At 60.0% G+C, this 24593-nt stretch carries 24 protein-coding genes and 1 pseudogene; 16 read left to right on the forward strand and 9 right to left on the reverse strand.

Annotated elements, in window-relative coordinates; translation table 11 throughout:
- Positions 1–30: 30 nt before the first annotated feature.
- The gene (locus ACA041_RS10450) at positions 31–1374 is read right to left on the reverse strand and encodes a spinster family MFS transporter (RefSeq protein WP_497441021.1); all 1344 of its coding nucleotides are present in this window, start codon (positions 1372–1374) and stop codon (positions 31–33) included.
- A gap of 106 nt (positions 1375–1480) precedes the next feature.
- A complete protein-coding gene (locus ACA041_RS10455; protein WP_497441022.1) occupies positions 1481–1714 on the reverse strand; it encodes a hypothetical protein in 234 nt (77 codons plus the stop codon).
- On the opposite strand from ACA041_RS10455, the gene ACA041_RS10460 reads away from it, so the two are divergent.
- Positions 1700–2680 (forward strand): cupin domain-containing protein, encoded by a 981-nt coding sequence (locus tag ACA041_RS10460; RefSeq protein WP_497441023.1) that lies wholly within the window; start codon positions 1700–1702, stop codon positions 2678–2680. The genes ACA041_RS10455 and ACA041_RS10460 overlap by 15 nt on opposite strands.
- Before the next feature lie 18 nt (positions 2681–2698).
- Here the strand turns inward: ACA041_RS10460 and ACA041_RS10465 are convergent, their stop codons facing one another.
- The 7 genes from ACA041_RS10465 to ACA041_RS10495 form a co-directional block, all read right to left on the reverse strand.
- Positions 2699–4270 (reverse strand): methyl-accepting chemotaxis protein, encoded by a 1572-nt coding sequence (locus tag ACA041_RS10465; RefSeq protein ID WP_497441024.1) that lies wholly within the window; start codon positions 4268–4270, stop codon positions 2699–2701.
- A gap of 16 nt (positions 4271–4286) precedes the next feature.
- Positions 4287–5051, reverse strand: a complete 765-nt coding sequence (locus ACA041_RS10470) for a class II aldolase/adducin family protein (protein ID WP_497441025.1) — start codon at positions 5049–5051, stop codon at positions 4287–4289.
- 23 nt (positions 5052–5074) lie between these two features.
- Positions 5075–6061, reverse strand: a complete 987-nt coding sequence (locus ACA041_RS10475; protein ID WP_497441026.1) for a ketopantoate reductase family protein — start codon at positions 6059–6061, stop codon at positions 5075–5077.
- A 75-nt stretch (positions 6062–6136) separates the two neighbouring features.
- Positions 6137–6931, reverse strand: coding sequence for an ABC transporter ATP-binding protein (locus ACA041_RS10480; RefSeq protein WP_178082315.1), 795 nt, complete (start codon positions 6929–6931; stop codon positions 6137–6139).
- A complete protein-coding gene (locus ACA041_RS10485) occupies positions 6928–8730 on the reverse strand; it encodes a branched-chain amino acid ABC transporter ATP-binding protein/permease (protein ID WP_497441027.1) in 1803 nt (600 codons plus the stop codon). The genes ACA041_RS10480 and ACA041_RS10485 overlap by 4 nt, the downstream gene beginning before the upstream one ends.
- Positions 8727–9764 (reverse strand): branched-chain amino acid ABC transporter permease, encoded by a 1038-nt coding sequence (locus tag ACA041_RS10490; protein WP_497441028.1) that lies wholly within the window; start codon positions 9762–9764, stop codon positions 8727–8729. The genes ACA041_RS10485 and ACA041_RS10490 overlap by 4 nt, the downstream gene beginning before the upstream one ends.
- A 107-nt stretch (positions 9765–9871) precedes the next feature.
- Positions 9872–11023, reverse strand: a complete 1152-nt coding sequence (locus ACA041_RS10495; RefSeq protein ID WP_497441029.1) for an ABC transporter substrate-binding protein — start codon at positions 11021–11023, stop codon at positions 9872–9874.
- On the opposite strand from ACA041_RS10495, the gene ACA041_RS10500 reads away from it, so the two are divergent.
- The 15 genes and pseudogenes from ACA041_RS10500 to ACA041_RS10570 form a co-directional block, all read left to right on the forward strand.
- Positions 11022–11420 (forward strand): hypothetical protein, encoded by a 399-nt coding sequence (locus tag ACA041_RS10500; RefSeq protein WP_497441030.1) that lies wholly within the window; start codon positions 11022–11024, stop codon positions 11418–11420. The two genes, ACA041_RS10495 and ACA041_RS10500, sit on opposite strands and share 2 nt — an antisense overlap.
- 391 nt (positions 11421–11811) lie before the next feature.
- A complete protein-coding gene (locus tag ACA041_RS10505; RefSeq protein ID WP_497441031.1) occupies positions 11812–12924 on the forward strand; it encodes an amidase in 1113 nt (370 codons plus the stop codon).
- Positions 12925–12950: 26 nt separating this feature from the next.
- Positions 12951–14123: an acyl-CoA dehydrogenase family protein gene (locus ACA041_RS10510; protein ID WP_497441032.1), complete on the forward strand. Its 1173-nt coding sequence runs from the start codon at positions 12951–12953 to the stop codon at positions 14121–14123.
- 26 nt (positions 14124–14149) lie between these two features.
- Positions 14150–14509 (forward strand): IacB protein, encoded by a 360-nt coding sequence (locus ACA041_RS10515; RefSeq protein WP_084317862.1) that lies wholly within the window; start codon positions 14150–14152, stop codon positions 14507–14509.
- 16 nt (positions 14510–14525) lie between these two features.
- On the forward strand, positions 14526–15059 hold the full coding sequence (locus ACA041_RS10520; RefSeq protein ID WP_497441033.1) for a nuclear transport factor 2 family protein: 534 nt from the start codon (positions 14526–14528) through the stop codon (positions 15057–15059).
- Positions 15060–15112: 53 nt separating this feature from the next.
- Positions 15113–16387, forward strand: coding sequence for an aromatic ring-hydroxylating oxygenase subunit alpha (locus ACA041_RS10525; RefSeq protein ID WP_497441034.1), 1275 nt, complete (start codon positions 15113–15115; stop codon positions 16385–16387).
- Between the two features lie 15 nt (positions 16388–16402).
- A complete protein-coding gene (locus tag ACA041_RS10530) occupies positions 16403–16882 on the forward strand; it encodes an aromatic-ring-hydroxylating dioxygenase subunit beta (RefSeq protein WP_497441035.1) in 480 nt (159 codons plus the stop codon).
- A gap of 10 nt (positions 16883–16892) precedes the next feature.
- Positions 16893–17633, forward strand: coding sequence for an SDR family NAD(P)-dependent oxidoreductase (locus ACA041_RS10535; RefSeq protein WP_150639518.1), 741 nt, complete (start codon positions 16893–16895; stop codon positions 17631–17633).
- Between the two features lie 79 nt (positions 17634–17712).
- The gene (locus ACA041_RS10540; protein WP_497441036.1) at positions 17713–18672 is read left to right on the forward strand and encodes a PDR/VanB family oxidoreductase; all 960 of its coding nucleotides are present in this window, start codon (positions 17713–17715) and stop codon (positions 18670–18672) included.
- Positions 18673–18691: 19 nt separating this feature from the next.
- A complete protein-coding gene (locus ACA041_RS10545) occupies positions 18692–19192 on the forward strand; it encodes a flavin reductase (RefSeq protein WP_497441037.1) in 501 nt (166 codons plus the stop codon).
- Between the two features lie 227 nt (positions 19193–19419).
- Positions 19420–20697: an OprD family porin gene (locus tag ACA041_RS10550; RefSeq protein WP_497441038.1), complete on the forward strand. Its 1278-nt coding sequence runs from the start codon at positions 19420–19422 to the stop codon at positions 20695–20697.
- A 139-nt stretch (positions 20698–20836) separates the two neighbouring features.
- Positions 20837–22018 (forward strand): alpha-hydroxy acid oxidase, encoded by a 1182-nt coding sequence (locus tag ACA041_RS10555; protein WP_497441039.1) that lies wholly within the window; start codon positions 20837–20839, stop codon positions 22016–22018.
- 141 nt (positions 22019–22159) lie between these two features.
- A complete protein-coding gene (locus ACA041_RS10560; RefSeq protein WP_497441040.1) occupies positions 22160–23266 on the forward strand; it encodes an NAD/NADP octopine/nopaline dehydrogenase family protein in 1107 nt (368 codons plus the stop codon).
- Positions 23263–24261 carry a 3-hydroxybutyryl-CoA dehydrogenase gene (locus ACA041_RS10565; RefSeq protein ID WP_497441041.1) on the forward strand — a complete coding sequence of 333 codons (999 nt, stop codon included), beginning with the start codon at positions 23263–23265 and terminating at the stop codon, positions 24259–24261. Before ACA041_RS10560 ends, ACA041_RS10565 begins: the two co-directional genes overlap by 4 nt.
- 171 nt (positions 24262–24432) lie before the next feature.
- Positions 24433–24546, forward strand: a pseudogene (locus ACA041_RS10570) (NIPSNAP family protein); the annotation flags it as partial.
- Positions 24547–24593: the final 47 nt, after the last annotated feature.

Here is a 24593-nt window from a genome sequence, read left to right on the forward strand (position 1 = left end):
ACACGCCGTAGCGTGCCTCAGGTAAGGACGTCAGGCCAGGCCTTCGTGTTTTAGGCTCTCATGGAAGTGTCGGCAACCCTTGATCAGCAAGAGCAGGGTGAGTGCGACTGCGAAGGCATTGAGCAGGGAAATCGACGAGCCGACCATGGCCGGATTGTGGAATAGCCGGTCGGTGAGCAGCGCGACTAGTGTGGTACCAAGACCCAGGCCGATCAGATTGGAAATCAGCAGGAACAGCGCGCTGATCTGCGCTCGCATCTGATTGGGTGGCAGGATCTGCATGGCTGCGGTTGATGCCGGCATTGGGAACGAAGCGAAGAACATCGCCGGTGCCAGCAACGCCACGGACATCCACAGTTCGCTGACCTGGGTGAACGCGATGGCGGGCACGGCCATGCCGATTGCCCCGATGACTCCCGCGCGTATCGGCGCATCGCTGTACCCTTTTTTTGCCAGCCAGTCGATCAGCCAACCGCCACAAAACACGCCAGTGGTATTGGCCAGTAGCACCACGATCCCGAGCATATAGCCGGTATCGCTGGGGGCGAGACCGAATTTGCGCATATAGAAGGCCGGGGTCCAGCTAAGCATGCAGAACAGCGTCATCGCGTAGAACGAAAACCCCAGGTAGTGGCAGAAAAAGGTCTTTCGGTGCACTGCCAGGAACTTGAACGCCTGTTTCATGCTGGGCGCACGGACCTTGCCTTCGGCGTCCAGTTTCAAACCCTTGCGAGCCGGGTCGCGAATGGTCAGGGCAATCAGCAGGGCAACGAGAATGCCCGGCAGTCCCACCAGAAAAAACGTCACCTGCCATGGCCGCATTTCGCCCAGTAGCGGTACGGCGACACTGTCGAGGTTCTTCAGCAAGTCGATGACGTAGCCGCCAATCAGAAAGGCCACGCCGCCGCCAATGAACGAGCCGATCGAGTAGATCGCCACGGCGCGCCCGAGTTTTTCCCTGGGGAACATGTCGCTGAGCATCGAGTAGGTGGCCGGCGACAGCGCCGCTTCACCAATCCCGACACCGATGCGCGCCATAAACATCTGCAGGAAGTTTTTGCTCACCCCGCACAGGGCCGTCGCCAGGCTCCAGAACGCGACGCCGATGGCGATGATTTTCGGTCGGGAAAATTTGTCCGCCAGCAGCGCGATTGGCATGCCCATGAAGGCATAGAACAGGGAGAAAGCCAGGCCGTGCAGCAGGCTGAACTGGGTGTCGGATAACTGCATGTCGTGTTTGATCGGTTCGATCATCAACGCCAGGATTTGACGATCGATGAACGAAAAAATATAGGCCAGCATGCAAACGGCAACGACATACCATTCGTAGGCATAGCTTTTACGGGTGACCTCGGTCGGTGTTTTGCTGGTCATGCTGTTTGGCCCCTTCAGGGTTGGCAATCAGTCAGTCGGCGGCAGCGGTTCGCAGTTGGGTGTATTGGTGACGCCGTCGTTACCCGAGCGCCTTGCCCTGGTGCGTTTATTGGTTTTGTAGTGCGGTTCCAGGTTGCCAATGGCTTGGCATGTGTGTGCTGCAGGACCTTTTTAAGCCCTTGTTTGCCTTGACTCTATGCACCAGGCGCAGAGGCTGTTCCGGGCGCGCAGAAAGCGTTTGCGTGGCGTGAAAATTGCTTTCCATTTCCACTAAATTGTCGATGTGCCTGCGGGCAACGGTGTCATTTTCTGGAGGTGCTTCAGCATGTTCGATCAACACTCTTCGCTCCGTCATCATTGCCTTCTGAGTTCCGGCGGGTTTGGCGAGGTCAAGGATCGGGTCAGTCATTACCTGTGGCCCCACCAGATGAAAATGCAGCAGGGCGGCGCCCTTCAATCGCAGCTGTACGGCGTGTTTTTCGGCAGCTCGGCGTTGTTCGATCTGCACTACGGTGCACCGGTGGAAATCGACGCCGGCGATATCAGTGACTACTACCTGATTCGGGTCACCCTGGAAGGCAGCGGCATGGTCAGCCTGGGCAAACAGAACGCGATTTTGCGCAAGGGCGGGCTGACCATTTCTTCGCCTTCCCAGCGAAGTTTTATCCGTATCGACAAGGACTGCCGCAACCTGATTTTGCGCATCGATCGCCAAGCCCTTGAGCGTCAGCTGCAAGTCTTGCTCAACCGGCGTTTGCGTCATCCGTTGGTGTTCGACATTCAGGTCGACGCCGAGCATCAGGGCATGGCGATGGTACGGACCACCCTGGATTACATCTGCCAGCTCTATGGCGATGCCAGCCAGACGTTGCTGACCTCGACCATGGGCGGGAGCCTGTCGGACTATCTGCTGTCGGTGCTGCTGACCCAGTTGCCGCACAATTATTCGGTCGATCTGCTGCAAAATCAGCGCCAACCAATGCCTCACCACGTCAAGAAGGCCCGTGACTACATCGAGCAGCACCTGGGCGAACCGATTGCGCTGGCGAGCCTGGCGCAGTTCTGCGACGTGTCGATCCGCACCTTGCAAAATGGCTTCGCGCGCTTTCTCCAGCAAACCCCCAGCGACTATGTCCGCACTCGTCGGCTGGCCTTGGTTCACGTAGCCCTGCAGCAGGCCGGACCGGCCGACAGCGTGACGGATATCCTGTTGCGTCACGGGGTCGCCAGCTTCGGTCATTTCGCCATGCAGTACCGCAAGCAGTACGGCTGCCTGCCTTCCGAGACCCTGCGACGTCAGGCCTGATGCATGAGGATGAATCGCTCAGCCCTGTAGAAAACGCTGGGCCAGGTCGAGTTGGGAGTTGGCCAGTTGATGCAGCTCCTCGCCGATCTGGGTACTGCGCCGGGACTGATCGCTGCTGGTTTGCGCCAGGTTCACGATCTGGGAAATCTGCCCATTGATCTCTTGCGCGACTTGACCTTGCTGTTCGATGGCCGAGGCCATTTGCAAACTCATGCCGGAAATCTGCCCGACTTCCTCGCAGATACGCTGCAATGCGGTTTGGACCTGCGATACGTCTTCGCGTGATTCCCGCGCGGCCGATTCGCCGCGTTGCGCGGTGGCGAGGGCCAGGGCGCTGCCGTCACGCAACTGCTCGATCGAGCGCTGGATTTGTTCAGTGGATTCGCGGGTGCGCGTCGCGAGGCTGCGTACCTCGTCGGCGACCACTGCGAAACCGCGTCCGCTCTCGCCGGCGCGGGCCGCTTCGATGGCCGCGTTCAGCGCCAGCAAATTGGTCTGTTCGGCGATGCTGCGAATCACATGCGCGACGCCGCTGATTGATTCGATCGATTCCGCGAGGCGGCTGACGGCTTGGCCGATTTCCTTCACCGAGGTGCACAGGCCGGTCATCGAACGCTGGCTTTGACCGGACATCCGGTCACCATCGCGAGCCAGTCGGTCGACGGCTTGTGTAGCCTCGGCCGCATGTTGCAGGTTGTGCGACAGTTCCTGGATCGTGGCACTCATTTGATGAACGGCCGCGGCGGACTGCTCGGCTTCTTCAAGTTGCCGTTGCAGGTGCCCGGACTGGGTCTGCACCAGTGTCGATGATTCTTGCGCGCGTTGACGCACGGTCTCGCCATTGATCCGGATACGTGCCATGACGGTGCGCATCCGCGTGTTCTGGCTGTTGAGGGCCATGTCAAAACGGCTGGCGACGCTGGTGCTGCCTTCCTGGAGCGGGGCCAGTAACGGGTCGCTGTAGACCTGATCGTGCCGGGCCATGATCCGGCGGACGTCCGCACGCTGTCTGGCTCGCCATTGCCAGCTCGCGGCGAATACTCCGCCGAGCACCAGCAGGCCGGGTGCCAGGTTGATCTGTCCGATGACCATGGCGCCTGTGACCACAAGTCCCAGCAGCCAGCTGATGCCCTGGCTGCTGGCGTGTTCCTGCAAGCGCCGGGTAAAACTCAGCGGGCCGTGGCCGTCATTCAAGCGTCGATAGAGTTTCTCCGCTCGCCGGCTTTGGGTGGCGTCCATCGGGTGATACGCCGTACCCAGCGCATTCAGCTGACCATCTTCCAGCAGTGGCACCACATAGAAATTGCACCAGAACGTCGTGCCCTGTTTATCGCGACCCATCATGGGCGCCGTCCACGGCACGCCGCTACGCAAGGTCTCCCACATACGATCAATGACGCGCTTGGGCATGAGCGGGTGATTGATCATTTCGTGCGGCTGGTTAAGCAGCTCCTCTCGGGCGTAACCGCTAAGTGCCACATACGCCTCGTTGCAGGCCATCAGATGGCCGCGAGTATCCAGGCGCGAGATCGGTATTTCTGGCTGCGCCGCTACGATGACCGGCGGCGTGTATTCCTTTGACTTGGCCACTGAACGCTCCCCGCGATTACCAGCACTGACCGCGTTCGGCGCGCATTTTGCGCACCATGGCGTCGAAAAATTTAACGGCGAAGCCGCTGTCCCGAATGAGCATGGCCGTGAGTTCGGCGCACTTCTGGCTGATTGCTTCAGGCAGCGGGTTATCCTCACCGCCCAGAGCGCCGGCCTGGCACTGGATTTCGGCGGCGCGCTGCACCGTCCACAGCAGGAAGAATGCCTTGGCAATGCTGCTTTCGCCGACGGCAATGCCGTGGTTGCGCAGCACCAGGATGTGCTTGTCGCCAAGGCTGTCGATCATCCGCGTTTTTTCGTCATCGAACAGCGTGATGCCTTCAAAGGTGTGGTAGCCGATCCGTCCGTAGAGTTGCGCGCCGTAAAAATCGTTATGGGTAAAACCGGCCTTCTTCATGACGATGGCCGAAATCGGCGTGGTGTGCGTATGGATCAGGCACTGAATGTCCGAACGGGCACCGTGCACCGCGCTGTGCAGGGCGAAACCGGCGGGGTTGCCGTCGTAGGGCGAGTCCTCGAGCTTCTTGCCGTGCAGGTCGACCTTGAGCAGGTTCTGCGGCGTCACTTCGGTGTAATTGAGGCCGAACGGGTTGACCAGATAATGGTGCGCCGGGCCGGGAAGGCGTGCGGAAATATGGTTGAAGATCGTCTCGGTCCAGCCGAAGAAATCCACCAGGTGGTAGCAGTGCGCAAGTTGCACGCGCAGTGCCCATTCTTCGTCGCTGTAAGCGTGCGGTTTTGCCATTGGAGTGTGGTCCATGTCGGAGTCCTTGTCGTAGTGATTCAGTGACGGGCCTGTTCGCCGCGAAAGCGTGCCAGGGCAATGAGGTGTCGAGTAACGGGCATCGGGATCTCCATGCCATCGGCCAACTCCAGCACTGCATCGCCGATGGCGGCCAACTCCAGCGGGCGGCCTTTCTCATAGTCCTGGAGCATCGAGGTGCGCACGGCGCCCATGCCGGCGCCGAGTTCGAGAAAGGTCCGTGGATCGATGCTCACGCGCGCGCCGTACGCGGCGGCCGTCAGCAAGGCTTCGTGCAGGCAACTGCTGACCAGGTCGCGTAGCTCCGGCAGGCTGTAAAGCTGATCGAGCGTCGCGCCGGTAATCACCGAGAGGGGGTTGGAGGTGAGGTTGGCGATGATCTTGGTCCACAGATTGTCGCGGATGCGGTCGGTGGCTCGTGCTTCGATGCCGACACTTTCGATCAGTGCGCGCACGCGCTCCAAGCGGGGGCTGAGGCAGTTGTCGGGCTCACCAAAAATCATCAGGTGCGGGGTGTTCGATTCAGCCACCGCATTGGCGGGGCAGTGCGCGGTGATGAACACCACGCAGCCGATCACGTGGCGCAGGTCCAGGGCCTGGTTGAGCGTCGACTGCGGATCAACCGCGTTCACCCGTTGCCCGTCGTAGCGTCCGCCTTCACCGTGGAAGTACCACCACGGCACACCGTTGATCACCGGGATCACCACCGTTTCGGCGCCGATCATCGGTTGCAGTTGCGGCAGCAGGCTGGCCAGGGCTTGTGCCTTGGTGCAGAGGAATATCAGGTCTTGCTCGCCAAGGCTGGCAGCGTCGTCGCTGGCCTCGACTCGCACATGATGATGACCGTCCAGATCGGACAAGTGGATGCCGTCACGGCGGATGGCGGTCAGGGTTTCACCTCGGGCCAGTACGTTGACCGTATGGCCGTTACCCGCAAGACGGGCCGCCAGGGTGCAGCCGATGGCACCGGCACCGGCGATGCCGATGCGCAAGGGGGAAGCGTTCATCGTGACTCCGGATGTTCAGAAAGGCCTGAGAAGGCCGGACCCGGCGCCGTTTCGGGCGCCGGGGCAGGGCGGCGGTCAGTTGGCGAGCATTTCCTGATGCTTGCTGGCAAGGCCGAGATAGGCTTCGATCACGCGGGGGTCATCAGCCAGTTGCTGCGCCGGGCCCTGCATGGCGATCTGACCGGTTTCCAGCACATAGGCGTAATCGGCCACCCGCAGGGCGGCACGCGCGTTCTGCTCGACCAGCAGAATCGATACCCCTTGCTCACGCAGCGCGGTGATGATGCGGAAGATCTCCCGGGTAATCAGCGGCGCCAGTCCCAGGCTTGGCTCGTCGAGCATCAGCAGCTTGGGTTTGGCCATCAGCGCCCGGCCCACGGCGAGCATCTGGCGTTCACCGCCGGACAACGTCGCCGCCAATTGCTCGCGGCGTTCCCACAGGCGCGGGAACAGTTCGTAGATTTCGCCAAGCGTTTCGCTGTAGCGACGGTCGCCCCGGCGGTGGCGTTGAAAAGCGCCGAGCAGCAAGTTGTCGGCCACGCTCATGCTGGTGAACAATTCGCGTTTTTCCGGCACCAGGCCCAGGCCTCGCGAGACCATCACTTCCACTTCCGGCAAGGTTTCCAGGCTGCCGTCGAAATGCACCTGACCCCGGGAGCCAAGCACGCCCATGATGGCCGAAAGCAGGGTGGTCTTGCCGGCGCCGTTGGGGCCGATCACTGTCACGATCTGACCCTTGCCGACGGTCAGGCTGGCGTCGCTCAGCGCTTCGACCTTGCCGTAAGCCACGCTCAGGCCTTTGATCTCCAGCACGGCGTCGTCGACCTGGTTGCGCGGTGCGAGGTGCGGTTCCACTTGCATGTTCATCATTCAACTCCTCCCAGATAGGCTTCCAGCACGGCCGGATCCTTCTGTACGTCTTCGGGCAGGCCCTGGGCGATCCGCTGACCGAACTCCATGACCACCACGCGATCGACCAGGCCCATGACGAAGTCCATGTCGTGCTCGACCAGCAGAATCGCCATGCCTTCGCTGCGTAGGCGGCTGAGCAGGATGCCAAGGGCTTCCTTTTCTTTCAGGCGCAGGCCGGCGGCGGGTTCGTCGAGCAGCAGCAGGCACGGATCGGCGCACAAGGCGCGGGCGATTTCCAGAATCCGCTGTTGGCCGAGTGCCAGGCTCCCGGCCTCTTCATACAAGTAATCGCCCAGGCCTACGCGCTCCAGCTGACGCCTGGCTTCGCCGAGCAGTTCGGCTTCCTCGCGACGATCCAGGTGCAGAGCCGCCGACAGCACGCCTTGCTGGCCACGCAAATGCGCGCCTATGGCGACGTTCTCCAACACGCTCATGTTGCCCAGCAGTTTCACGTGTTGAAAGGTGCGGCTCATGCCCATTCGCGCCACTTGCCGCGAGTTCAGGCCGTTAATCTTTTGACCCATGAACAGTACATCGCCGCTGCTCGGGGTATCGACGCCGGAGAGCTGGTTGAACATGGTGCTTTTGCCGGCACCGTTGGGGCCGATCAGCGCGAGGATTTCACCCGAACGGATTTCCAGGCTCATGTCGTTGTTGGCCACCAGTCCGCCGAAGCGCTTGGTCACATTCCGCGCTTCAAGGATCAGTTCGCCATGTTTGGGCAGTTGCCGGCGGGGCAGGGGTGCAGCCTTGGCGTCGACATTCCGGACCTTGGCGCGGACCCTGAACCGGGCCGGTATCAGACGCGTCAGCAAGGGCCACAGACCACCCGGTGCACGCTGCATAAGCACCACGATCAAGATGCCGAATACGATGATTTCGTAGTTGCCGGTGTTACCCAGCAGGTGCGGCAACCAGTCCTGCAACCATTGCTTGAGCAGGGTCAGGATGCCCGCGCCGAGCAGGGCGCCCCACACGCTGCCGACCCCGCCGATCAGGGCCATGAACAGGTAATCAATGCCCATGTTCAGGCCGAAAGGTGTCGGGTTGACGAAGCGTTGGGTGTGCGCATAAAGCCAGCCGGAAATGGCTGCGAACACCGCTGAGATGACGAAGATCACCATCTTCGAGCGGAAGGTGTTGACCCCCATCGACTCGGCCATTACCTGGCCGCCCTTGAGTGCGCGAATGGCGCGGCCTTCGCGAGAATTCAGGAGGTTCTGCGTGATGACGATCGCCAGTAACAGCAGGGCCCAGATCAGGTAGAAGATGTTTTCGCCCTTATCCAGCTTCAGGCCGAACAAGGAAATCGATGGCAAGCCGCCGACGCCGGTATGGCCACCCAGGGATTCCAGGGTACCGAACAGGTAGTACAGCGAAAGGCCCCAGGCAATCGTTCCCAGCGGCAGGTAATGCCCCGACAACTTGAGCGTCAAGGCGCCGAGAATCAGTGCCACTGAGGCGGTGAGCACCACGCCCACCAGCAGCGTTAGCCACGGTGACGTCCCGGCCCAGGCCAGCCAGGCCGGCAATTGCTCGGTGGTGGTCAGGTAGGCAGAGGTGTAGGCGCCCAGCCCGACGAACGCGGCTTGACCGAAACTGGTCATGCCGCCGACACCCGTGAGCAGCACCAGCCCCAAGACGACCATGGCGTACATGCCGATGTAATTGAGCAGGGTGACGTAGTACGGCGGCAACAGCAGCGGCGCAACGCCCACCACCAGCAACAGTGCAAGCAACAGATAGCGCGAATTCATTCTTCTTCCTCCACATGACGACTGGTGAGCGAACGCCAAAGCAGGAACGGAATAATCAGCGTGAACACGATGATTTCTTTGTAGGTACTGGCCCAGAACATCGAGAATGCTTCGATCAGGCCCACCGCCAGGGCGCCGAGTGCGGCGACCGGATAGCTCACCAGTCCGCCGATGATCGCGCCGACAAAGCCTTTGAGGCTGATTACAAAACCCGAGTCGAAATACAGCGTGGTGATCGGTGCGATCAGGATCCCCGACAGCGTGCCGATCAGCGCCGCGAGCAGGAAGGTCGACTTGCCCGCGAGGGTCGGCGAGATCCCCATCAGCCTGGCACCCATGCGGTTAACCGCGGTGGCACGCAGGGCTTTGCCATACAGCGTGCGCTCGAAGAACAGGTACAGTCCGACGATCAGCCCCAGGGACACGGCCAGCACCCAGAGCGTCTGGCTGTTGAAGGTGACCGGGCCCAGCTCCAGGCCGGCTTCGGAGAACGGTCGGGTGCGTGCGCCTTCGGGACCGAACAGCAACAGGGCGATACCGACCATGCTGACGTGCACGGCGATCGACACAATCAGCAAGACCAGTGAGCTGGCCGAGGCGATCGGCTGGAACACCAGGCGGTAGATCTGCGGCCCCAGCGGAACCACTAACGCCAGCGTCAGCAAGGCCTGGACCGCCATCGGCAATTCGGCCAATGGCAAGGTGTTGATCAACACCGCCAGCAGGCCGGCATACCCAAGCTTGAAGAGTATGCGCACGGGGAACCGAAAGGCCTGGCTTGAACGTGCCGCGCCCCAGACATCGAGTGCGCAGTCGATCAGCGTCAGGCCGAGCAGCAGCCAGACCAGAGCAGTCGGGTGACCGCTCTGCAACGTGGCCATGGTCAAGGCGCCGTAGGTCACGAATTCGCCCTGGGGAATCAACAGGATCCGGGTCACGGTGAACACCAGGAGGATCGACAAGGCCAGCAGCGCATAGATCGCGCCGTTGGTCATACCGTCCTGGCCCAGCAGCATGGCTATCTGGAAATTCATAATGAGAGCTCTTTTCTACAGATTGAATATCAGGCCCGCGTGCCGGCGCGGGTTGGCTCGCCGGCAATCGGGCAGGGCGCGCAGCGGGCTGTGCGCCCGGGTTTCGATCAGTTGTCGTGCAACAACATCCAGTTGCCGCTCTTCACCACGATCAATTCGCGACCGCGCTCGTCGAAGCCGCTGTGGTCCTGTGGCGTCATGTTGTAAACGCCTTGGGTACCGGCCAGTTCGGAACTCTGCTCAAGCGCATCACGCAGGGCTGCACGAAATTCGGGAGTGCCCGGTGCGGCTTTTTTGGCTGCAATCGGGATCGCCTGCTGTAGCAGCAGACCGGCATCGAAGGTGTTCCCGCCGAAGGTCGCCGGCTTGCTGCCGTTGAGCTTTTCGTAGGCCGTGGTGTAGTCGCTGGCAATTTTCTTTGAAGGATGGCTGTCCGGGATTTCATCCAGTACCAGCATCAGGCTGGCCGCCAGAATGGTGCCCTCGACCTTCTTGCCGCCCAGCTTGAGGAAGTCTTGCAGCGCCGCGCCGTGGGTCTGGTAGACCTGGCCGCGATAGCCCTGATCGAACAGGGTGGTCTGCGGCATCACCGCCGAGCTGCCCGGCGCTGCGACCAGCACTGCATCGGGGCGGGTGGCAAGAATTTTCAGGCTCTGCCCGGTGACCGAGGTGTCCTGGCGTTGGAAGCGCTCGTTGGCCACGACCTTGATGTTCTGCTGCGCCGCCAGGCCGGCCATGACCTTGGCCCAGTTCTCGCCATAAGGGTCGCCGGTGCCGATGAAACCGAGGGTCTTCACGCCTTTTTTGGCCATGTGTTCGAACAGCGCCTTGGCGATCAGGTCATCGTTCTGCGTGGTCTTGAATACCCATTTCTTCTGCTCGGTCATCGGCAACACCACGGCGGCGGTGCCGACCGGTGCCAGCAATGGCACGCCTGCCTCGGCGACGAACTGGATCACGCCCATGGCGTTGGGCGAACCGCTCGGGCCGATGATGGCATCGACATTTTCTTCGTCGATCAGCTTCTTCAGCGCCTTCACCGTAGCGGTTGGGTCGCTCGCATCATCCAGAGAAACGTACTTCACCACCTGGTCGCCGGCCTGGGACGGCAGCAACGGTATGGTGTTTTTCTGGGGTATCCCGACCAGCGCGATCGGTCCGGTGGAGGAGGTAATGACACCGACTTTCACATCCGCCTGCGCAGCGGCGGCGCAGGCGGCACTCAACAACAACGTGGACACGGCTTTTCTGAAAAGCATGACTTTCTCCGAAGAGTTGCAACGCTGCAAAAGGCTAATGGCCAGCCGCCTCGACCACGACGTGGTGCGAGTTCGGCCCAAGGTACGGCCCTGTTTTAGTTATCGAACTGCGGCGACACCCATGCTCGGTTACCGAGTCATCAGGGTGCCGCTCGACCATGAGCGATCGGTCGAAGGCGAAGAGGGCAAAAGCAGATTGCATGCCAGAAATTTTTTGGTGCATGGCAGAAAGCCGTTACTGCGATGCCTGATGCGCACGCTTCGAGGCGGGCCGACCAAGGTGATCCGAAGGACTGGCAGAGGGGCGTGTGAAGGGCGGGAAAAACCTGCAGCACGCCATATCAAACAAGGCTTTGATCTGGATCAAGGAAGCCTTCAAACGACCAAAAATAGCTGATAAAAAAACTCAAAAAATAGTGATTTGTTACCCTGTTTTTGACTGCCGTTTTTTGGCTTATTTATTTTTTATGTTTGTCTTTCCAGAGAGACCATCGCTCAACATTTTTCTAGATGTTTCGTTTATTTCTATTGATTAATTGTGAGTAAGACACTGATATATAAGGTAAAAATATCAAATTTTCAGGGTTTTACGTTTTTTCAGCAGTGTTACCAAACTGCACGTCGTTGGTGCGAAAAAGGAAAATCTGCACCGAAAATACACACTCTTTTATTTGGTAATATTCAATTGACATTTCACGTAAATATTACGATTTTAGATTTAAGCGTTTTCCCCGGCCCTCATGCCGAGGTCATCCGTTCTGGTGACACATAACGAGCAGGTAAAGAGCATGTCGATCGTTGTTGAGGATTTAGCCCTGGGAGGAAATGGCCTTTCGGTCATGGTGAAAGACACCATCGATATCGCCGGCTATCCGACCCGCGCTTCAAGCAGCGCGCTGGCCGATGCGCCGGCAGCTGGCGAACATGCACACGTGGTTCAGTCTGTCCTGGATGCGGGCTGCCGGATCACCGGTAAAACCAGCCTGCATGAACTGGCGTTCGGCACCACCGGCCTCAACGCATGGACCGGCACGGCGTCCAATCCGCGCTATCCGGGCTATATACCAGGTGGTTCTTCCAGCGGTTCGGCCGCTGCGGTAGCAGCAGGCCTTTGCGATTTCGCGTTGGGCACTGATACCGGCGGTTCGGTACGGATTCCAGCGGCATGCTGTGGTGTATTCGGTCTCAAGCCAACTTTCGGCCGAGTCAGCCGTCAGGGTGTAATGCCTGCGCGCAGCACCCTCGATTGTGTCGGCCCCCTGGCTCTGGATATGGATCGCTTGATTGAAGCGATGCGCGTCATTGACCCCACGTTCACCGCCATCTCGGTGCCTGAGCACCTGGCTATCGGCGTTGTCGCGGTAGAGGCCAATGAACAGGTCCACGCTGTGGTGAGCCAGGCGCTGGCCCGTTCGCGCTTCAAATTGCTTGAGCAGACGCTGCCCGGCATGGCCGCCGCGTATGGCGCCGGCATGGTGATCATCAACGCCGAAACCTGGGCCGCGTGTGGTCATCTTCTGCAAACCGGTCGGGTTGGCAGCGATGTCGCCGACCGTCTGCGCGCCGCCAGCCTGACCTCGGCCGAGTCCGTTGAAGAGGCTGAAATCATCCGTCGCGCGTTTATCGCAGAAGTGGACGCAGCCCTGGCCATCACCCCGATTCTGGCCATGCCGACCATGCCCGACTTCCCCTTGCTGGTCGCCGATGCGGCCGACACTCGCGCCGCCCTGGGCATGACCTCCCTGGTACGCGCGTTCAATCTTTCCGGTCATCCGGCTCTGAGCATTCCCCTGGAAAGCGCTTCGGGACTCCCGGTCGGCCTTCAACTCATTGCCGCCCATGGCGCGGACGAACTGCTGTGTGCAGTCGCCCGCCAACTGGTCCGGCGCCTGGAAGAGTAATCGTCATGCTTACTATGGAGAAACCCATGACTGCGCCAAGCGAGCTGAATCACCAGCGCTGCGTACCGATCACGGCGAATGAAGCGTTCCAGAAACTGCTGGTCGAGATTCGTGCGCGTGCCCGCAGCGAAGAATTCGACCAACAGAAATTCATCTCGCAGGACGTTATCGAGCAGTTCCGCAAGCTCGGTGTCTATCGGGCTTTGGTGCCCAAGCGTTTTGGTGGTGACGAGCGTTCGCCGGCCGAGTTTTGCCAGATGGTGGAAGATATCTCGATCGCCGATGGCTCCGCCGGTTGGGTCGCCAGCTTTGGCATGAGCCCGGTCTACCTGGCGGCGCTGCCACTGGAAACCATCAAGAAAATCTATGCCGACTCGCCTGACGTGGTGTTCGCCGGTGGGATCTTCCCTCCGCAGCCTGCGGCCTTTGTTGAAGGTGGTCTGGAGGTCAACGGGCGCTGGAAGTTTTCCAGCGGTTGCATGGGCGCATCGCTCATCGGCGTGGGTATCAGCCCAAAAAACGGTGAGATGCTCGGCCTGCCACGACTGGCGGTGATGCCTCGGGAAAAGGTCAGAATCGAGGAAACCTGGAACGTCGTCGGCCTGGTCGGCACCGGCAGCCATGATGTGGTCGTCGAAGGCGTGGTGGTGCCGGAGGAGTGGACCTTCGTACGCGGCGGCCCATCGAATCTTGACGAGCCGTTCTTCCGCTATCCGTCACTGTCGTTCGCCACGCAGGTGTTGTCGGTGGTCGGTCTGGGCGTTGCTCGCGCGGCACTCGATGAGTTGAGCGGCATGGCCAGCGGCCGAATCTCCGTGACCGGTGCTCCGTCGTTGTCTGACCGGCCGCTGGCCCAGGTCGAGATGGCCAAGGCTGAAGCGTCGCTGCGTGCTGCACGTTCGTGGTTCTACCAATCCATCGACGATGCCTGGACCAGCGTTTTGGCCGGCGACCCGGTGAGCGTCGAGCAGACCAATATGCTGCGCTTGTCCTCGACCCACGCCACCCGCGTCGCGGCCGATGTCGCGCGCACTGCGCAAATGCTCTCGGGCATGAGCGGGGTGTACCGCACCAGTCCTCTGTCGCGTTTCGTCAACGACACCCAAGTCATTACCCAGCACGCCTTCATGGGCGATATGACCTACCAGAACGCCGGCGCGATCTTCTTCGGCAATAAGCCGCTGCCTGGCTACCTGTAATTTTTTCCTACTGATTGGTGAACCCCATGACCGATAAAAAAGCCCTGCGAGTTCTGTTCTGCATCGGCATCAACCAAAACTTTTTCGATGCTCCGCGTCCTGAAGCGCTGGAAGTCTGGGCCGCGTTCGGCGCCATGTGGAACGGCATCGCCGACCTGCCAGGCGTCACCGTGCTGGGCAACATGGACGACGATCAGAGCATGGTCGGCCCGTCCGCCGGCTGGCCCTGGACGACTTACCTGCTGGCCGATGTACCCGACATCGAAACTGTCCACGCCGCTTGCAATCTGTTTCGCACCACGGATGTCGGCAATGGCCCTTACAAGCTCTGGAAGTATTGCAAGGTCGAGGCCCGTACCGGTCGCGAACTGATCATCCAGCGCTGAGTCGAGAGAAGTCGCCATGTCATCACAAGAGCATTTGCGCGCACTGGAACAGCGGCTCGAGCAGCTGGAAAGCGAGAACGCGATCCGCGCCTGCATGAATCGCTACATGTTTTTGTGCGACGAACTGGGCGTGGGTTCCCCGCTTGAGGAACTGGCCGGGTTGTTTACCGAGCAGGCGGTCTGGGAAGGCAAGGGTGCCAAGTACCAGAACAGCTTCGGCGGTTACCAAGGGCGTGAGGCGATCAAGGCGATGTTCGCCACCTACATGGTCGAACCGGCGCACTTTTCGCTGAACGTGCACTTCCTGACCTCGGAACTGATCCGGGTCAGCGGTGAGAACGCAGATGCCAGTTGGGTGATGTTGCAGGCCTCGACCTTTGCCTCGGGTGCCTCGCACCTCAATAGCGCCCGCCTGACCGTGCGGTTCGCCCAGGAACAAGGGCAGTGGCACATGGCGCATTTTCAGACCGAGAACCTGTTCAGCCGACCGGTAGACACCTGGAACAGCGCCGCGCACCTGCCCGTACCCGGCAAGTCCGGCCAGTCCTGAAAGTAACACCCAGAATTCTTAGAGTCGGCGAACAATGCCGACGAGGAGTGATCGTGAGTAACCTGATAAACACCATAACGCTCGACACCTGTCCTTCCGACCTGGTCTTGCATGATCGCGTTCACACGTCGCTGTACACCGACGGCAAGATCTTCGATCAGGAGCTGGACAAGATTTTCTACAGCACCTGGATCTGGGTTGCTCACGCCAGCGAGATCCCGGAGTCCGGCAGCTACAAGAGCACCTATATCGGCAAGCAGCCGGTGATCGTCGTGCGCGACCGCAAGAAAGACGTGCATGTGTTGCTCAACCGCTGCCGCCATCGTGGCGCAACGGTGTGCGAACACAAGAAGGGCAAGACCAACAGTTTTGTCTGCCCTTATCACGGCTGGAGCTACGCCCTGGATGGCAGCCTGCGCGGTGTGCCGCACCCGGAAAGCTACGCCGATTGCCTGGACAAGGGCGAACTGCCTTTGGTCAGCCTGCGTGTCGAGCAATACAACGGCATGATCTTCGCCACCTTCAAGGATGACATCGAGCCCCTCGCCGATTTCCTCGGCCCGGCCAAAAAGTGGATCGACCTGTTCATGAAGCAGGGCGCCGGCTACCCGGTCAAAGTGGGGGGCGAGCATCGCTTCCGCTTCCCCGGTAACTGGAAGATCCAGCTGGAAAACACCACCGACGCCTATCACTTCCCGCTGGTGCACAAGTCGTTCCTGTCGTCCGTGGATGAGCAGACTCTGGAGCTGTTCGACTTCGTCGAAGGGCCGGGCTATGTCGAAGACCTCGGCAACGGCCACAGCGTGATGGTGATGATCCCGGACCTGGTCGACCTGGAAGCTAACCTTGAATTGCCGATTCCCGAGCGTTTCGAGGACCTGGCCGCGCAGTTGCGCGCCGAAGGGCAGGACGAAGCATCGGTCCGTCGCATCGTGCGTGCGGTCGGCGGTTCGGGCTTCAACCTCAACCTGTTCCCGAACATCGCCTGTTCCATGGCGTTCTTCCGGGTGCTGCAACCGATCGCGGTGAACGAAACCGAAATCCATCACGCCGTCATCACCATGGACGGTGGCCCGGCCGTGGCCAACCGTTATCGTCTGCGCCTGCATGAGCACTTCCAGGGTCCGATGGGTTTTGGTACTCCGGACGATTCCGAAGCCTGGGAGCGCGTACAGCGCGGCGCCAGTGCCGGCACCGATCTGTGGATCATGCTCAACCGCGGCTTGCCGGGTGAAAAGGAATCCGAAGACGGGCTGGTGAGCGATGTGAGCGCCGAGACCGGCATGCGCGCTGGTTACCAGCAGTGGAAAAAGATGATGTCGGCCTGAGTGACGGAGAACACCATGAACAACCTGCAATTGCTCAACCAAGTCAGCGCTTTCATCTGGCAGGAAGCGGACATGCTCGACCACGGCGATTTCGTCGAATGGCTCGATCTGTGGACCGAGAATGCGACGTACATCATCCCGATCGATCCACTGGAAACCGACTTCGAGAACACCCTGAACTACGCCTACGACGACCACCACATGCGTCAGTTGCGTGTCACCCGTTTGACCAGCGGCGAATCGATCTCGACCACCCCGCGGGCGCGCACCGTGCGCAGTCAATCGCGCTTTCGCGTGCTGTCGGATGAAAACGGAATTGTCACCGTGCGCTGTGCGCAGAACCTGCGCGAGTTCCGCAAGGATGTGCTCAAGCAGTACACCGCCGATGTCACGTTTGAACTGGTGCGCAGCGGTGAAAGTTTCAAGATTCAGCGCAAGCTGATCCAGCTGATCAACTCCACCGATACCCTCGCCGGTATCGGCTACATCCTCTGAGGACGTTGCCATGACACAGGTTGCATTGGTCACCGGCGCGGCCCAGGGGCTGGGCAAAAGCATTGCCGAGCAGCTGCTGAATGCCGGCTATCGGGTCGTGATCAGCGACCGTTCGCTGGAATCGGCACAGGCCACCGCCACTGAACTCGATGCCACGGGCGAACGGGTCCTGGCGCTCAAGCTCGATGTATCGAGCAAGGCCGATTTCGAAGATGCGCTGGCGGCCGTCGTGGCGCACTGGGGTGAATTGCAGGTGGTGGTGAACAACGCCGCAATGACCATGACCACACCGGTGATGCAGATCAGCCCGGAAGAGTTCGACCGTGTTGTGAGCGTCAATCAGCGCGGCACTTTTGTCGGCTGCCAGGTGTTCGGCAGCTATCTGGCGGCCCGGGGTTACGGGCGGATCATCAACATGGCCTCCCTGGCCGGGCAGAACGGCGGCACCGCGACCGGCGCGCATTACGCCGCGTCCAAGGGCGCCATCATTACCTTGACCAAGATCTTTGCCAAGGAGCTGGCAGCGTCCGGTGTCACGGTCAATGCCATCGCACCGGGCCCTATCGAGTCGCCAGCGGTGCGCGCCGCCGTGCCGCCCGAGCGCCTGGAAAAACTGATAGAGGCGATCCCAGTCAAGCAATTGGGTAACGCCGCGTTCATTGGCAAGCTGATCGTGCAACTGGCTAGCGAAGACGCCTACTTCACCACCGGGGCAACCTGGGATGTGAACGGCGGGATCTTCATGCGCTGAGGCCACGGTTACACGGTTTGAAAAAGCAGTCGGGGGTGCCCAGATGCGCCCCCTTACAACGAAATCGGGATGGTCCTGTATGAGCGATCAATTATTGAAAGTCGTCGTGCGCAAGCGCGAAGAACAGGGCGAAGGTGTTGTCGTACTGGATCTGAGTGATCCGACGGGACAGCCTTTGCCCGCCTTCGAGGCGGGCGCGCATGTTGATATCCACCTCAAGACCGGTCTGGTTCGCCAGTATTCGCTGTGCGGTGATCCGGCCGACGCTGGCGCCTATCGCTTGGGCGTACTCAAGGACCCCGCCTCGCGTGGCGGTTCGGTGGCGGTGCATGAACTGCTGCAGGAAGGACGTGAAATCGAGATCAGCCTTCCGCGCAATCACTTTCCGCTGGCCAGCGATGCCAGGCGTTCGATCCTGATCGGCGGCGGTATCGGCATCACCCCGATGGTGGCCATGGCCTACGCGCTGAATGCTTGCGACAGCGATTTCGAACTGCATTATTGCGGTCGTTCGCGTAGCCGCAGCGCCTTTCTCGAGGAGCTGGGTAACGCTGCGTTTGCGTCGCGGTTGAACACCCACTTTGACGACGAAGCCGCCGAACAGAAACTCGACCTGCCAAAAGTGCTGGGCACTCCACAAGCCGGCGTACACGTGTATGTCTGTGGACCGGCCGGTTTCATGGATTGGGTCATTGCCCAGGCCCTGGAAGCGGGGTACGCCGACGATCATGTGCACCGCGAATACTTCCAGGTCGAAGTCGACGCTTCGGGCGCCGGTTTCGAAGTGGTCGCTCAGCGCAGCGGCAAGACCGTACAGGTTGCCGAAGGCCAGAGCATCGTCGATGCGCTGACTGCCGTGGGCATCAAGATTGAAGTGTCGTGTGAGCAAGGTGTTTGCGGCACGTGCTTGTGCGACGTCATCGAAGGCGAACCGGATCATCGCGACGTCTATCTCACGGATGACGAAAAATCTGCCAATGACCAGATTCTGGTGTGCTGTTCCCGGGCCAAGTCCAAGAAACTGGTGCTGGATATCTGATAGACCGGAGGGTAAGACCATGGTCGATACAACTGGATTTCGTAACTCAATGGCAATGCTTGGTGGCGCGGTTTCGGTCATCACCACCGATGGTCCCGCGGGGCGTTTCGGCTTTACCGCTTCGGCGGTGTGCAGCGTGACCGACCAGCCACCGACGCTGTTGGTGTGCATGAATCGCTCGTCGTTTTCCAACGTACATTTCAAGAGCAACGGTGTGCTGAGCGTGAACGTGCTGACCCCTGGGCACCAGGAGGTATCGGGGGCGTTCTCCAACCGCGACCTCGATACCGAACAGCGTTTTTCCTGCGCATCCTGGAGCACGCTGGAAAGCGGTGCGCCGCTGCTCGATGAGTCACTGGTCAGTTTCGACTGCCGAATCGCCCAGGCTCATGAAGTCGGGTCGCACACGATTTTCTATTGTGAAGTCCTGGGGATTCGAAATGGCGAAAGCCAGGAGGGTTTGGTGTATTTCAATCGCGCCTACCACCGCTTGGGAGATGCCTCTAAAGCAACTTCCTGATAGGGGTTTATCCCAAGGATAACGATAAGACTTTCCATAATCGTTGAGTATTTAAAATAACTATAAAGCGGTTTTCGCTGTTCTGGCGAACGGCTGCGTTACGACTTTTTTGCAGTAAGTGGTTATAAAAACAATACTGCGGATTGACTGCCAAAGTTGCACTTTTGCTGAATTGATCTGCTTCCACTAGTCGTGCCTTCGTGCATGTAAAAAAGAAGGAAAGCTTGATGTTCCAGAAGAGCTGGGTAAGCCGTGGCGTCACCATTACGGCCGTGATGGGGATCTTCACACCTGTGGTTGCGCAGGCTGACTTCGTAGACGACAGTCAAGTCAGTCTGGGAATGCGCAACTTCTATATCGACCGCGATTTCAAACAGCATGACGCGCCACAATCGCGGATCGGCAGTTGGACCCAAGGCTTCGATTTTCGTGCGATCTCGGGTTACACCGAAGGCACGCTGCAGTTTGGCCTGGACCTCTCGGCGCAGTACGCCTATCGCCTGGATGGCGGCGGTGGCCGTGGTCCGGACAGCATCATTCCGTACGACACCAGCAAGGGCGAACAAGTCCGGGACTATGGCCGTGCGGCGCTGACCGGGAAGGTTCGTTACAACAAAACCGAACTCAAGATAGGTGAACTTCGCCCGACGTTGCCGGTGGCTTACATCGACGACTCGCGGCAGCTCATCACCACCTATCACGGTGTGCAGCTTGAATCGAAAGAAGTGGACAAACTGACCCTGACCGGTGGCCGTTTTACCGAAATCAGTTCCCGGGAGTCTTCCAATACCGAGAAGATGTACTTGTTCAATGGGCCCAACGTTAAACGTCGCAGTGACGGTTTGAACTTTGGGGGTGCCACGTATGCGTTTACACCGAACTTGTCCGGTACTTACTTCTTCGGCCAGTTGGAAGATATCTACAAACAACACTATCTCGGTTTGACTTATAACCATGATCTGGGGGCCGGTTACGGCTTGAAGACCGACCTCCGTTACTTCAATAACAGCGAGGACGGCAAGGCGTTATACGGCGACATCGACAATAAGTCCTACGGGATCATGACGACCCTGAAGAAGGGTGCCCATGCTTTCGGTGTCGGCTATCAGCGCATGCTTGGCGAGTCGACATTCCCGACGCTCAACGGCTATGCACCTCAGCCTTACCTGGTGAACTGGTCGACAGTGGCGTTCGTCAAGCCGAACGAAAGCTCCTGGCAACTGCGTTATGACTACAACTTCGCGGGCATCGGTTTACCGGGGTTGAAATTGATGACGCGTTACATGCGCGGTACCGGCATCGATCGGGGCAACAATGCCCTCGACCAAAACGTCGAAAGCGAACGCAACATCATGCTCGGCTATGTGGTGCAAAGCGGTCCGCTCAAAGATGTGGGTTTCGAATGGCGCCGCATTGACGTCAAGACGCGCTATGGCAATGGCAGTGCGTCGGGTGCGGACTATCAGGAGAACCGCCTGATCACCACCTACACCTGGAAGTTCTGAAATCCCCCGGGAACTGTTCGCGGCTTCCGGGTTTGCCCGCGCATCGGGCAAAGGTTTTCAACACTGGTTTTCCTTCGCCCGGATCGCTCCTTCCGGGCTTTTTTTCGCAGCGGTTTTATCCGCCCTACGAGGATGACCTATGCGTCGCTTCTATACCGGTTCCGACTTGAATCGTGTACACAGCATTGCCGAACTGGCCGACATGGCCCGGCGACGCGTGCCTTACTTCGTCTGGGAATACCTCAGCGGTGGCGCCGAAGCCGAGCTGACGCTCAAGGATAATTTCGACGCGTTCAGTGCCTATGGCCTGCACGCCAGAGCCATGGTGCCCTGCCATGCGCCCGACACGTCTCGCGCGTTGTTCGGCAAGGTGCTGCCAATGTCCATGCTGATCGGGCCGACGGGCTACAACGGTCTGTTGCACCGCGATGCCGACATTCACTTGGCCAGGGCTGCAACGGCACGTGGTTTGCCGTTCAGCCTGAGCACCGCGTCCAACACTTCTCTTGAAGACCTTGTTGCGGCGGCGCCTGGCGTCGACCTGTGGTTCCAGCTGTACGCCATGCGCGATCCGGCGGTGCAAAAAAGCCTGTTGCAGCGCGCCGCCGCTGTCGGTTGCCGGACCCTGGTGTTGACCTGTGATGCAATGGTGCTGGGCAATCGCGAGTGGGACCGACGCAGTTTTGCCAGGCCGCGACAGCTGACATGGCGCAACAAGTTTGACGTGGTCCGTCACCCGCGTTGGCTCAAGCAAGTGATGTGGCCATCGGGGCTGCCTGGCATGGGCAATCTTGAACCTTACTTGCCGCCGAGCGAGCGCAATCCCTTGGGATCAATGGCGTTTATCGGCAAGCAGATGGACACCTTGCTCGACTGGGACATGCTGGCGCGTTTGCGTGATCAATGGGGCGAGCGGCTGTTGCTCAAGGGCGTGTTGCATCCGACCGATGTGGAGCGAGCCGTCGTCCTCGGGCTCGACGGTGTGGTTGTGTCCAATCACGGCGGCCGCCAACTGGACGGTGCCCTCGGCAGCCTCGATGCACTGGCGACCATCGCGCCCCAGGCGAAAGGCAAACTCAGCCTGCTACTGGATGGCGGGATCCGGCGTGGCAGCGACATCGTCAAAGCGCTCGCGCTTGGGGCCGATGCCGTGCTGCTAGGGCGCTCCACCCTTTACGGCGTGGCGGTGGCGGGTGAAGACGGTGCTGGCCGGGCGCTGGACGTATTGACGGAAGAACTGGCGCGAACCATGAACCTGATGGGCTGCACCCACCTCAACCACCTTGACGGCGACAACGTATTCCAGCGTCGCCGCACCTGAGCATGAAAGTGCGTTGACTCGTCTCGCGGCCATGCACGACCAGTTTATTGCGTTGCAGAATCGGAATGACGCTTGCGTGTTTCGGGCAGTGGCTCGCCGGGGCCGTTGCTAGGATCGAGGCTCTTCTACAGGAGTGCTTTCATGAATATCAGTGTTATCGGCGGTGGTCACGGTTGCTACGCGGCAGCGATAGAGTTGGCGGAGAAAGGCCATTCGGTGCGGTTGTGGCGCCGAGACAGTGCCGCGCTGGAAAAACTGCAAGGCCTCGGCCATCTGCTCGTGCGCGACTTTCGTGGCGAACGACGCTTGAGTCTGGGGCAGGTCGGGGATGCCTTGACCTTGACGGCCGATCTGGCACAGGCCGTGGCCGATGCTCAGTTGTTGGTCATTGCCTTGCCGTCGACCTCCCACCAAGCCCTTGCCAACGAACTGGCTCCCTTTTTGCGCGACGGGCAAGTGGTGTTCCTGCCGCCGGGGACGTTCGGCAGCATGGTGTTCGCCCAGGCAATGGCGAAGGTGGGGAATCACAGTGAGGTGGCGTTTGCGGAGACCGGCACCTTGCCCTATTTGGCGCGCAAGCATGGCGATAACCAGGTGGTGATCAGCGGCTACGCGACCCGTCTGCCAACCGGGGTTTTTCCGAGTCGTTTGAGCGAGTCGGCGTTCGCCGTATTGCGCGAGGCTTACCCCAGCATCGAACCGATCGAGGATGCACTCAGCGGAGCGCTGATGAACGCCGGGCCGATCATTCATCCGCCGTTGATCCTGATGAACGCTGGCCCACTTGAGCATTTCGAGACCTGGGACATTCACAACGAGGGCACTGTGCCTTCAATTCGTCGCGTGACCAATGCCCTCGACGCCGAGCGTATCGCCGTTCGTGAAGTACTGGGCTATGGCGCACCGCATTTCCCGCTGGCTGATCATTACGCCACCGACGGCGATGAGTGGATGTACGGTCGCGGCGCTCACGGCAAACTGACCGACAGCGGCGATTGGCGTGAAGATATCGACTTGCAAAAGCACCGCTACATGCTTGAAGACACACGACTGGGCTTGTCGTTTCTGGTGTCGGTCGCGCGCTGGGCCGGCGTGCCGACGCCGGTCGCCCAGGGCCTGTTGAGCCTGGCCACGGTGGTCAGTGGCATAGACCTGTACGCCGAGGGTCGAACCCTAAAAAACCTCGGGCTGGATCAACTGAGTCGTAGCGAAATGGCGCAGTGCCTGAACCAGGGATTGCAGGCATGAGCGCTGATCCGCAACGCATCTGTATCGTCGGCGCGGGGCGCATGGGCGAGGGCATTGCCTTGGCGTTCATGTTCGCCGGACTGCCGGTGACCCTGATCGATATCAAGCAACGCGAGCCCGTGGCGCAGGACCGCTACTTCCGCCAGATCGAGGGTCACTTGCGCGGCGAACTGGCGACGCTAGCACGCCTGGGAACACTCGATCCAGCACAAGTCGAACAGGCGATGAGCCATTTACGCTTGAGCGATCGCGAGGGCAGTGGCGACGATTTGCACAGTGCCGCCGTCGTGTTCGAAGCAGTGCCTGAAGTGCTTGAGCTCAAGGCCCTGACGTTCGCTTGGCTGAGTGCGGCATGTGGCGATGAAACAGTGATTGCATCGACGACGTCGACCTTTCTGGTGACGCAGTTGGCGGCACTGGTTACGCACCCGCAACGCTTCGTCAATGCCCATTGGCTGAACCCGGCGTTCCTGATGCCGCTGGTCGAAGTCAGCCGCAGCGAGGACACCTGCCCGCAGGTGGTGCAACGCCTGATGGCATTGCTCAAGCGAATTGGCAAAGTGCCCGTGCAATGCTCCCCGGCTGCCGGTTACATCGTGCCGAGAATCCAGGCACTGGCGATGAATGAAGCGGCGCGAATGGTCGAGGAGGGGGTGGCCAGCGCCGAGGACATCGACACCGCGATTCGCGTCGGTTTCGGTCTGCGTTTCTCCGTGCTGGGGATGCTTGAGTTTATCGACTGGGGCGGCGGCGACATTCTGTTCTATGCCTCCCATTACCTGGCTGAAGCCATCGATCCGCGTTTCCTGCCACCCAATGTCATTGCCGAGAACATGGCGCAAGGGCGGAACGGGCTGCGTGAAGGTCAGGGTTTTTATGATTACCAGGACGTTGACCTGGAGGCCTACAAACTGCAGAGGCTGGGTGAGTTCACCCGCAAGCTTGAGGTGATGGGGTTGTCGCCGGTGTTCAACGGTGGCGTGGCAACGTCCTGACCGCGGAGCTGACGTGTGATCGCGACAGCTTCACGACCTGGTAGCACAACCGGCGCGCCGTTATTGCTGCGTCGGTTTTTTTCGTGGTGGATGCAGGTCATCCACGCATTTGTCTGGTCCTGAATCGAGGTTGTCATGAAGCTGTACGAATTGATCACGTTCACCGTGCGGGTGGGCACCCGTGCCATACAGGACGGCGTCTGGCCGCCGGAAAATTCAGGCCCGCAACTGCGCGACATGCACTCGACGATCTACCTGCCGGCGAGCTTTTCGCCACTGCAATGAGACTGCTGCTCCATCCGCGATCCAACGCGTTCCCCCAAAAGGGGGAA

It is taken from the genome of Pseudomonas sp. LBUM1676 (assembly GCF_059695605.1).

Coding starts and splice junctions, on each gene's coding strand:
- ACA041_RS10450 (WP_497441021.1), bottom strand. CDS start 1,374: ATGACCAGCAAAACACCGACCGAGGTCACCCGTAAAAGCTATGCCTAC.
- ACA041_RS10460 (WP_497441023.1), top strand. CDS start 1,700: ATGTTCGATCAACACTCTTCGCTCCGTCATCATTGCCTTCTGAGTTCC.
- ACA041_RS10470 (WP_497441025.1), bottom strand. CDS start 5,051: ATGGACCACACTCCAATGGCAAAACCGCACGCTTACAGCGACGAAGAA.
- ACA041_RS10475 (WP_497441026.1), bottom strand. CDS start 6,061: ATGAACGCTTCCCCCTTGCGCATCGGCATCGCCGGTGCCGGTGCCATC.
- ACA041_RS10480 (WP_178082315.1), bottom strand. CDS start 6,931: ATGATGAACATGCAAGTGGAACCGCACCTCGCACCGCGCAACCAGGTC.
- ACA041_RS10485 (WP_497441027.1), bottom strand. CDS start 8,730: ATGAATTCGCGCTATCTGTTGCTTGCACTGTTGCTGGTGGTGGGCGTT.
- ACA041_RS10490 (WP_497441028.1), bottom strand. CDS start 9,764: ATGAATTTCCAGATAGCCATGCTGCTGGGCCAGGACGGTATGACCAAC.
- ACA041_RS10500 (WP_497441030.1), top strand. CDS start 11,022: ATGACTTTCTCCGAAGAGTTGCAACGCTGCAAAAGGCTAATGGCCAGC.
- ACA041_RS10495 (WP_497441029.1), bottom strand. CDS start 11,023: ATGCTTTTCAGAAAAGCCGTGTCCACGTTGTTGTTGAGTGCCGCCTGC.
- ACA041_RS10505 (WP_497441031.1), top strand. CDS start 11,812: ATGTCGATCGTTGTTGAGGATTTAGCCCTGGGAGGAAATGGCCTTTCG.
- ACA041_RS10510 (WP_497441032.1), top strand. CDS start 12,951: ATGACTGCGCCAAGCGAGCTGAATCACCAGCGCTGCGTACCGATCACG.
- ACA041_RS10515 (WP_084317862.1), top strand. CDS start 14,150: ATGACCGATAAAAAAGCCCTGCGAGTTCTGTTCTGCATCGGCATCAAC.
- ACA041_RS10520 (WP_497441033.1), top strand. CDS start 14,526: ATGTCATCACAAGAGCATTTGCGCGCACTGGAACAGCGGCTCGAGCAG.
- ACA041_RS10530 (WP_497441035.1), top strand. CDS start 16,403: ATGAACAACCTGCAATTGCTCAACCAAGTCAGCGCTTTCATCTGGCAG.
- ACA041_RS10535 (WP_150639518.1), top strand. CDS start 16,893: ATGACACAGGTTGCATTGGTCACCGGCGCGGCCCAGGGGCTGGGCAAA.
- ACA041_RS10540 (WP_497441036.1), top strand. CDS start 17,713: ATGAGCGATCAATTATTGAAAGTCGTCGTGCGCAAGCGCGAAGAACAG.
- ACA041_RS10545 (WP_497441037.1), top strand. CDS start 18,692: ATGGTCGATACAACTGGATTTCGTAACTCAATGGCAATGCTTGGTGGC.
- ACA041_RS10550 (WP_497441038.1), top strand. CDS start 19,420: ATGTTCCAGAAGAGCTGGGTAAGCCGTGGCGTCACCATTACGGCCGTG.
- ACA041_RS10555 (WP_497441039.1), top strand. CDS start 20,837: ATGCGTCGCTTCTATACCGGTTCCGACTTGAATCGTGTACACAGCATT.
- ACA041_RS10560 (WP_497441040.1), top strand. CDS start 22,160: ATGAATATCAGTGTTATCGGCGGTGGTCACGGTTGCTACGCGGCAGCG.
- ACA041_RS10565 (WP_497441041.1), top strand. CDS start 23,263: ATGAGCGCTGATCCGCAACGCATCTGTATCGTCGGCGCGGGGCGCATG.